This window comes from Oscillibacter sp. CAG:155 (assembly GCA_000436875.1).
Lineage (GTDB): Bacteria > Bacillota > Clostridia > Oscillospirales > Oscillospiraceae > Oscillibacter.
Genome location: FR890914.1, coordinates 11,185 through 15,725 on the forward strand (window position 1 = coordinate 11,185; position 4,541 = coordinate 15,725).

Sequence of the window (4,541 nt, forward strand, 5' to 3'; positions counted from 1 at the left end):
CGTGGTGTCCGGCCAGCGGACGAGAGGTGAGAGGGTTGCTGAAATATTGGCTGTGGCTGACGAACCTGCGGGGCCTGCACAATCAGACCCGGCTGGCTTTGCTGCGCCATTTTGGTTCCCCGGAAAATCTCTTTTACGCCGATGAGGACGAGATCCTGCTGACTGAGGGCATCACCCGGGAACAGGCGGCGCTGCTGCGGGACCACGATCTGGAGCGGGCAAACCGCATCCTGGGAGATTGTCAGAGGCTGGGAATCGAACTGCTGACGATTCAGGACGCCGCCTATCCTGCCCGGCTGCAAAACATTTATGATCCGCCAGTGCTGCTCTATGTCCGGGGACATCTGCCGGTCATGGATGAAGAGGCGGCCATTGCCGTGGTGGGCACCCGGAAATGCTCACCTTACGGCGTGGCCTGCGGGGAGAAACTGGCCTTTGGACTTGCCGCCGCAGGAGCGGTGGTGGTCAGCGGCCTGGCCGAGGGAATCGATGCGGCAGCTGTCCGAGGTGCCCTGCGGGCCGGCGGTACGCCGGTGAGCGTGGCGGGCAATGGCTTGGACGTCAAATACCCCCGGGAGAATCGCTACCTTTATGAGGATGTGGCGGCGGCCGGCGCGCTTTTGAGCGAGTATCCGCCGGGAACTAGGCCGGACGGCAGGCATTTTCCAGTCCGGAACCGGATATTGTCCGGTCTGAGTCTGGCTGCGTTGGTGATCGAGGCCCCTGCCCGCAGCGGCGCCCTCATTACTGCCGAGACGGCACTGGAGCAGGGCCGGGACGTGTTTGCCGTCCCCGGCCCCATTGACGCGCTTACCAGCGTGGGATGCAACCGTCTGATCCGGGACGGCGCCGGACTGGTGTCCGATGCTTGGGATATCCTGCGGGAATATCAGGATCGCTTCCCGGACAAGATCCATCAGGAGAGCGCGCGTCAGCAGCCGAAAACACTGGGCTACCAGGCCCGCCAGACCCGGGAGGCAAAGCCGGTGCTGCCGTCTTTGTCCCTGCGGGAGGAGAAGCTGGAGCTGACGGACGATCAGATCGCGCTGCTGCGGGCACTTCCGGAGGAAGAGCCCGTGCTGGTGGATGATCTGATCGAGAAAACCGGAATCCCCACCCGGCGGGTGCTCTCTGCCCTGACGGTGCTGGAGATCGAGCAGCTCATTGAACAGCACAGTGGGAAACGCTATACCCGCAAGGTGAATCTTTTGGAGTAAATTACACGCCCCACCGGGGCGTTTGGAGGTACGCAATGGCAAAACACAGCCTGGTCATCGTGGAGTCTCCCGCGAAGGCCAAGACCATCGGTAAATATCTGGGCAAGGATTTCACAGTGAAGGCCTGCATGGGCCATCTCCGGGACCTGCCCAAGAGTACCCTGGGCGTGGATCTGGAGCATGATTTCGAGCCGGTCTACAAACCCATCAAGGGCAAAGAGGATATTATCAGTGATTTGAAGAAGTCGGCTAAAAGCGCGGACATGGTCTATCTTGCAACCGACCCGGACCGCGAGGGAGAGGCCATTTCCTGGCACTTGAAGCAGCTCTTGGACCTGCCGGACGACAAGTGCCGGCGGGTGACGTTCAACGAGATCACCAAGAACGTGGTGCAGGAGAGCATCCGGGAGCCCCGGGACATTGACCAGAAGCTGGTGGATGCCCAGCAGGCCCGCCGGATTCTGGACCGGATCGTGGGCTATGAACTCAGCCCCCTGCTGTGGAAGAAGATTCGCCGGGGCCTTTCCGCCGGGCGGGTCCAGTCTGTGGCCACCCGGATGGTGGACGACCGGGACCGGGAGATCGAGGCCTTCCAGCCGGAGGAGTACTGGACGCTGGATGCCAATCTCCTGGGCAGCGATATCAAGCGTCTGCCCTTTGCCGCCCGTTATCACGGCGTAGGCGGCAAGAAAGCGGAGCTCAAATCTGCCGACGAAGTGGAGGCCGTGGTGGAAGCCACGAAAAACGCCCCCTTTGTGGTCAAGAGCGTCAAGCGGACCGACAAGCAGCGCTCTCCCTCTCCGCCCTTTACCACTTCCACCATGCAGCAGGAGGCCTCCCGCAAGCTCTCCATGACGCCCCGGCGCACCATGGCCATCGCCCAGCAGCTCTATGAGGGCGTGGACATCGAGGGCGAGGGCACCGTGGGCCTCATCACCTATATGAGAACCGACTCCCTGCGGCTTTCCGAGGAGGCCATTGCCTCCGCCCGGGAGTTCATTCTGGGCCGTTACGGCGCGGACTACTATCCCGCCAAGGGCCCTAACCGCTACAAGGCAAAAGCCACAGCCCAGGACGCCCACGAGGCCATCCGCCCCAGCAACGTGAACTGGACGCCGGAGCAGGTGAAAAAGGACCTGACCGGCGAGCAGTACCGGCTCTACCGGCTGATCTGGAGTCGTTTCGTGGCCTGCCAGATGTCCAACGCCGTTTATGACAGCGTGGCGGTGGAGGTGGAGGCCGCGGACCACAGCTTCCGGGCCAGCTCCTCCAGTTTGAAATTCTCCGGCTATACCGCCGTGTACGAAGAGGGACGGGACGAGGAGAAGGAGGAGAAGGAATCTCCCCTGCCGGCGCTGCGGGAGGGAGAGACCCTGGAGCTTCGGGACTTCTCCCGGGACCAGCACTTCACCCAGCCCCCCGCCCACTATACCGATGCAACGCTCATCCGTGCCATGGAGGAGCAGGGCATCGGCCGGCCTTCCACTTACGCCCCCACCGTGTCCACTATTCTGGACCGGGAGTATGTGATGAAAGAGGGCAAATACCTCCACATCACAAACCTGGGCCGGGTGGTGACGGCGCTGATGAAGGAGCGATTCTCCGACATCGCCGACCTGAAATTCACTGCGCACATGGAGCAGCAGCTGGACTCCGTGGAGGAGGGCAAGACCGCCTGGAAAGATGTCCTGCGAGACTTCTACGGTGACTTTGACCAGAACCTCAAGCAGGCGGAGCAGGCCCTGGAAGGCGTGCGCATCAAGGTGCCCGATGAGGTCAGTGAGGAGATCTGCCCGGAGTGTGGGCGGAACCTGGTGGTCAAGTCCGGCCGCTTCGGCCGTTTCCTGGCCTGCCCGGGGTATCCTGAGTGCAGCTTCACCATGCCGCTGGTGGTGGAGATGCCGGGCCGCTGCCCCAAGTGCGGCGGGCGGCTGATGAAGCGCACCGGTACCAGCAAAAAGACCAACAAGCAGTACACCTATTACTGCTGTGAATTCCTCAACAGCAAGGACGAGAGCCGCAAGTGCGATTTTATGACCTGGGACGTGCCGGTCAAGGATGACTGCCCGGTGTGCGGTCAGACCATGTTCAAGCGGGCGGGCCGGGGCTTCAAAAAGCCCTTCTGCATCAACCCGGCCTGCTCCAACTTCCTGCCGGAGGAGAAGCGGGGCTATCCCCGTAAGCCCGCCCAAGACAAGGCGGAGGGCGCTGCGGACGCGGCGGCGGAACAGCCCGCCGCGGAGACCCCAGCGAAAAAGACCGCGGCGAAGAAACCGACGGCCAAAAAGGTCGCTGCCAAAAAATCCACCGCGAAAAAGACCGCCAAGGCGGCCGCCGCAGAGACGGAAGAGACGGCCACGGTGAAAAAGACCGTGAAGAAAACGGCTGCATCCACCGCCAAGAAGACCACGGCGAAAAAGACTACGGCAGCCAAGAAGCCTGCCGCCAAAAAGACCGCCGCGGCAAAGAAGACGGCCAAGAAGGCGGAGGAAGAGGCCTAACGAAGGGCCCGGGCAAGCTGGAACGCGGCGAGAAAAACCGCACGTTCCCGCTGTTCGGCGCAGTCCCATTCAGATTCCTGGTAGTCCTCCAGCAGCCGCCGCTGCTGCCGGTCCAGGGTCTCCAGCAGGGCGTCCTCCCGGCGGTCCCGGAGACGGTAATCTTTCCAATAGGTGCCCGGGAGCGTATCTTCCAGCGTATCAGTCAGCTCCTGAAACAGGATTTCCAGCGGGTCTTTCATAAAAATCATCTCCATTATGCAAGCTTCTTGCATGTCAAGGAGGGCCTATGAAAATTTTTGGAGAACGTCTCAAATTGCTGCGGCGGGAAAAAAAGAAAACACAGCGGGAAATGGCAGAGTTTTTGGGGGTTCAGATCCGGGCGTACCAATACTATGAGTCTGGGTCGTTTTTTCCTGAGATTATCAATCTGATAAAGCTGGCGGACTATTTTGACGTGTCCACCGACTACCTGCTGGGCCGCAGCGATCAGCGCTGAGCGCCGCTTTGCGGCGGGCATCGGCGGGCGGTCCATCCAAAAGAGAGGGATTTACCATGCATGTAACAGTGATCGGCGCGGGTCTGGCCGGCAGCGAGTGTGCCTGGCAGCTGGCCCAGCGGGGCGTCCAGGTGACGCTTTGCGAGATGAAGCCGGAGAAAAAGACCCCCGCCCATGAGACGGAATATTTTGCGGAGCTGTGCTGCTCCAACTCACTGCGCAGCGACCAGCTGGAAAACGCAGTGGGCCTTTTGAAAGAGGAGATGCGCCGCCTGGGCAGCCTGATCCTCTCCTGTGCCGACGCCACCCGGGTGGAGGCAGGCGGCG

General features: G+C 61.6%; 5 protein-coding genes. 4 read left to right on the plus strand and 1 reads right to left on the minus strand.

What is annotated here, in order from left to right; all coding sequences use genetic code 11:
• The coding region (dprA, locus tag QZL67_RS06305; RefSeq protein WP_306765927.1) for a DNA-processing protein DprA at positions 1–1,217 on the plus strand (1,217 nt) is incomplete at its 5' end.
• Between the two features lie 35 nt (positions 1,218–1,252).
• On the plus strand, positions 1,253–3,718 hold the full coding sequence (topA, locus tag QZL67_RS06310) for a type I DNA topoisomerase (RefSeq protein ID WP_022289901.1): 2,466 nt from the start codon (positions 1,253–1,255) through the stop codon (positions 3,716–3,718).
• Here topA and QZL67_RS06315 read toward each other — a convergent pair.
• Positions 3,715–3,957, minus strand: a complete 243-nt coding sequence (locus QZL67_RS06315; RefSeq protein ID WP_022289902.1) for a hypothetical protein — start codon at positions 3,955–3,957, stop codon at positions 3,715–3,717. The genes topA and QZL67_RS06315 overlap by 4 nt on opposite strands.
• Before the next feature lie 47 nt (positions 3,958–4,004).
• On the opposite strand from QZL67_RS06315, the gene QZL67_RS06320 reads away from it, so the two are divergent.
• Positions 4,005–4,214, plus strand: a complete 210-nt coding sequence (locus QZL67_RS06320; RefSeq protein ID WP_022289903.1) for a helix-turn-helix domain-containing protein — start codon at positions 4,005–4,007, stop codon at positions 4,212–4,214.
• Between the two features lie 56 nt (positions 4,215–4,270).
• On the plus strand, positions 4,271–4,541 hold a 271-nt coding region (locus QZL67_RS06325; protein WP_292919998.1), incomplete at its 3' end, for an FAD-dependent oxidoreductase.

Coding starts and splice junctions, on each gene's coding strand:
- topA (WP_022289901.1), top strand. CDS start 1,253: ATGGCAAAACACAGCCTGGTCATCGTGGAGTCTCCCGCGAAGGCCAAG.
- QZL67_RS06315 (WP_022289902.1), bottom strand. CDS start 3,957: ATGAAAGACCCGCTGGAAATCCTGTTTCAGGAGCTGACTGATACGCTG.
- QZL67_RS06320 (WP_022289903.1), top strand. CDS start 4,005: ATGAAAATTTTTGGAGAACGTCTCAAATTGCTGCGGCGGGAAAAAAAG.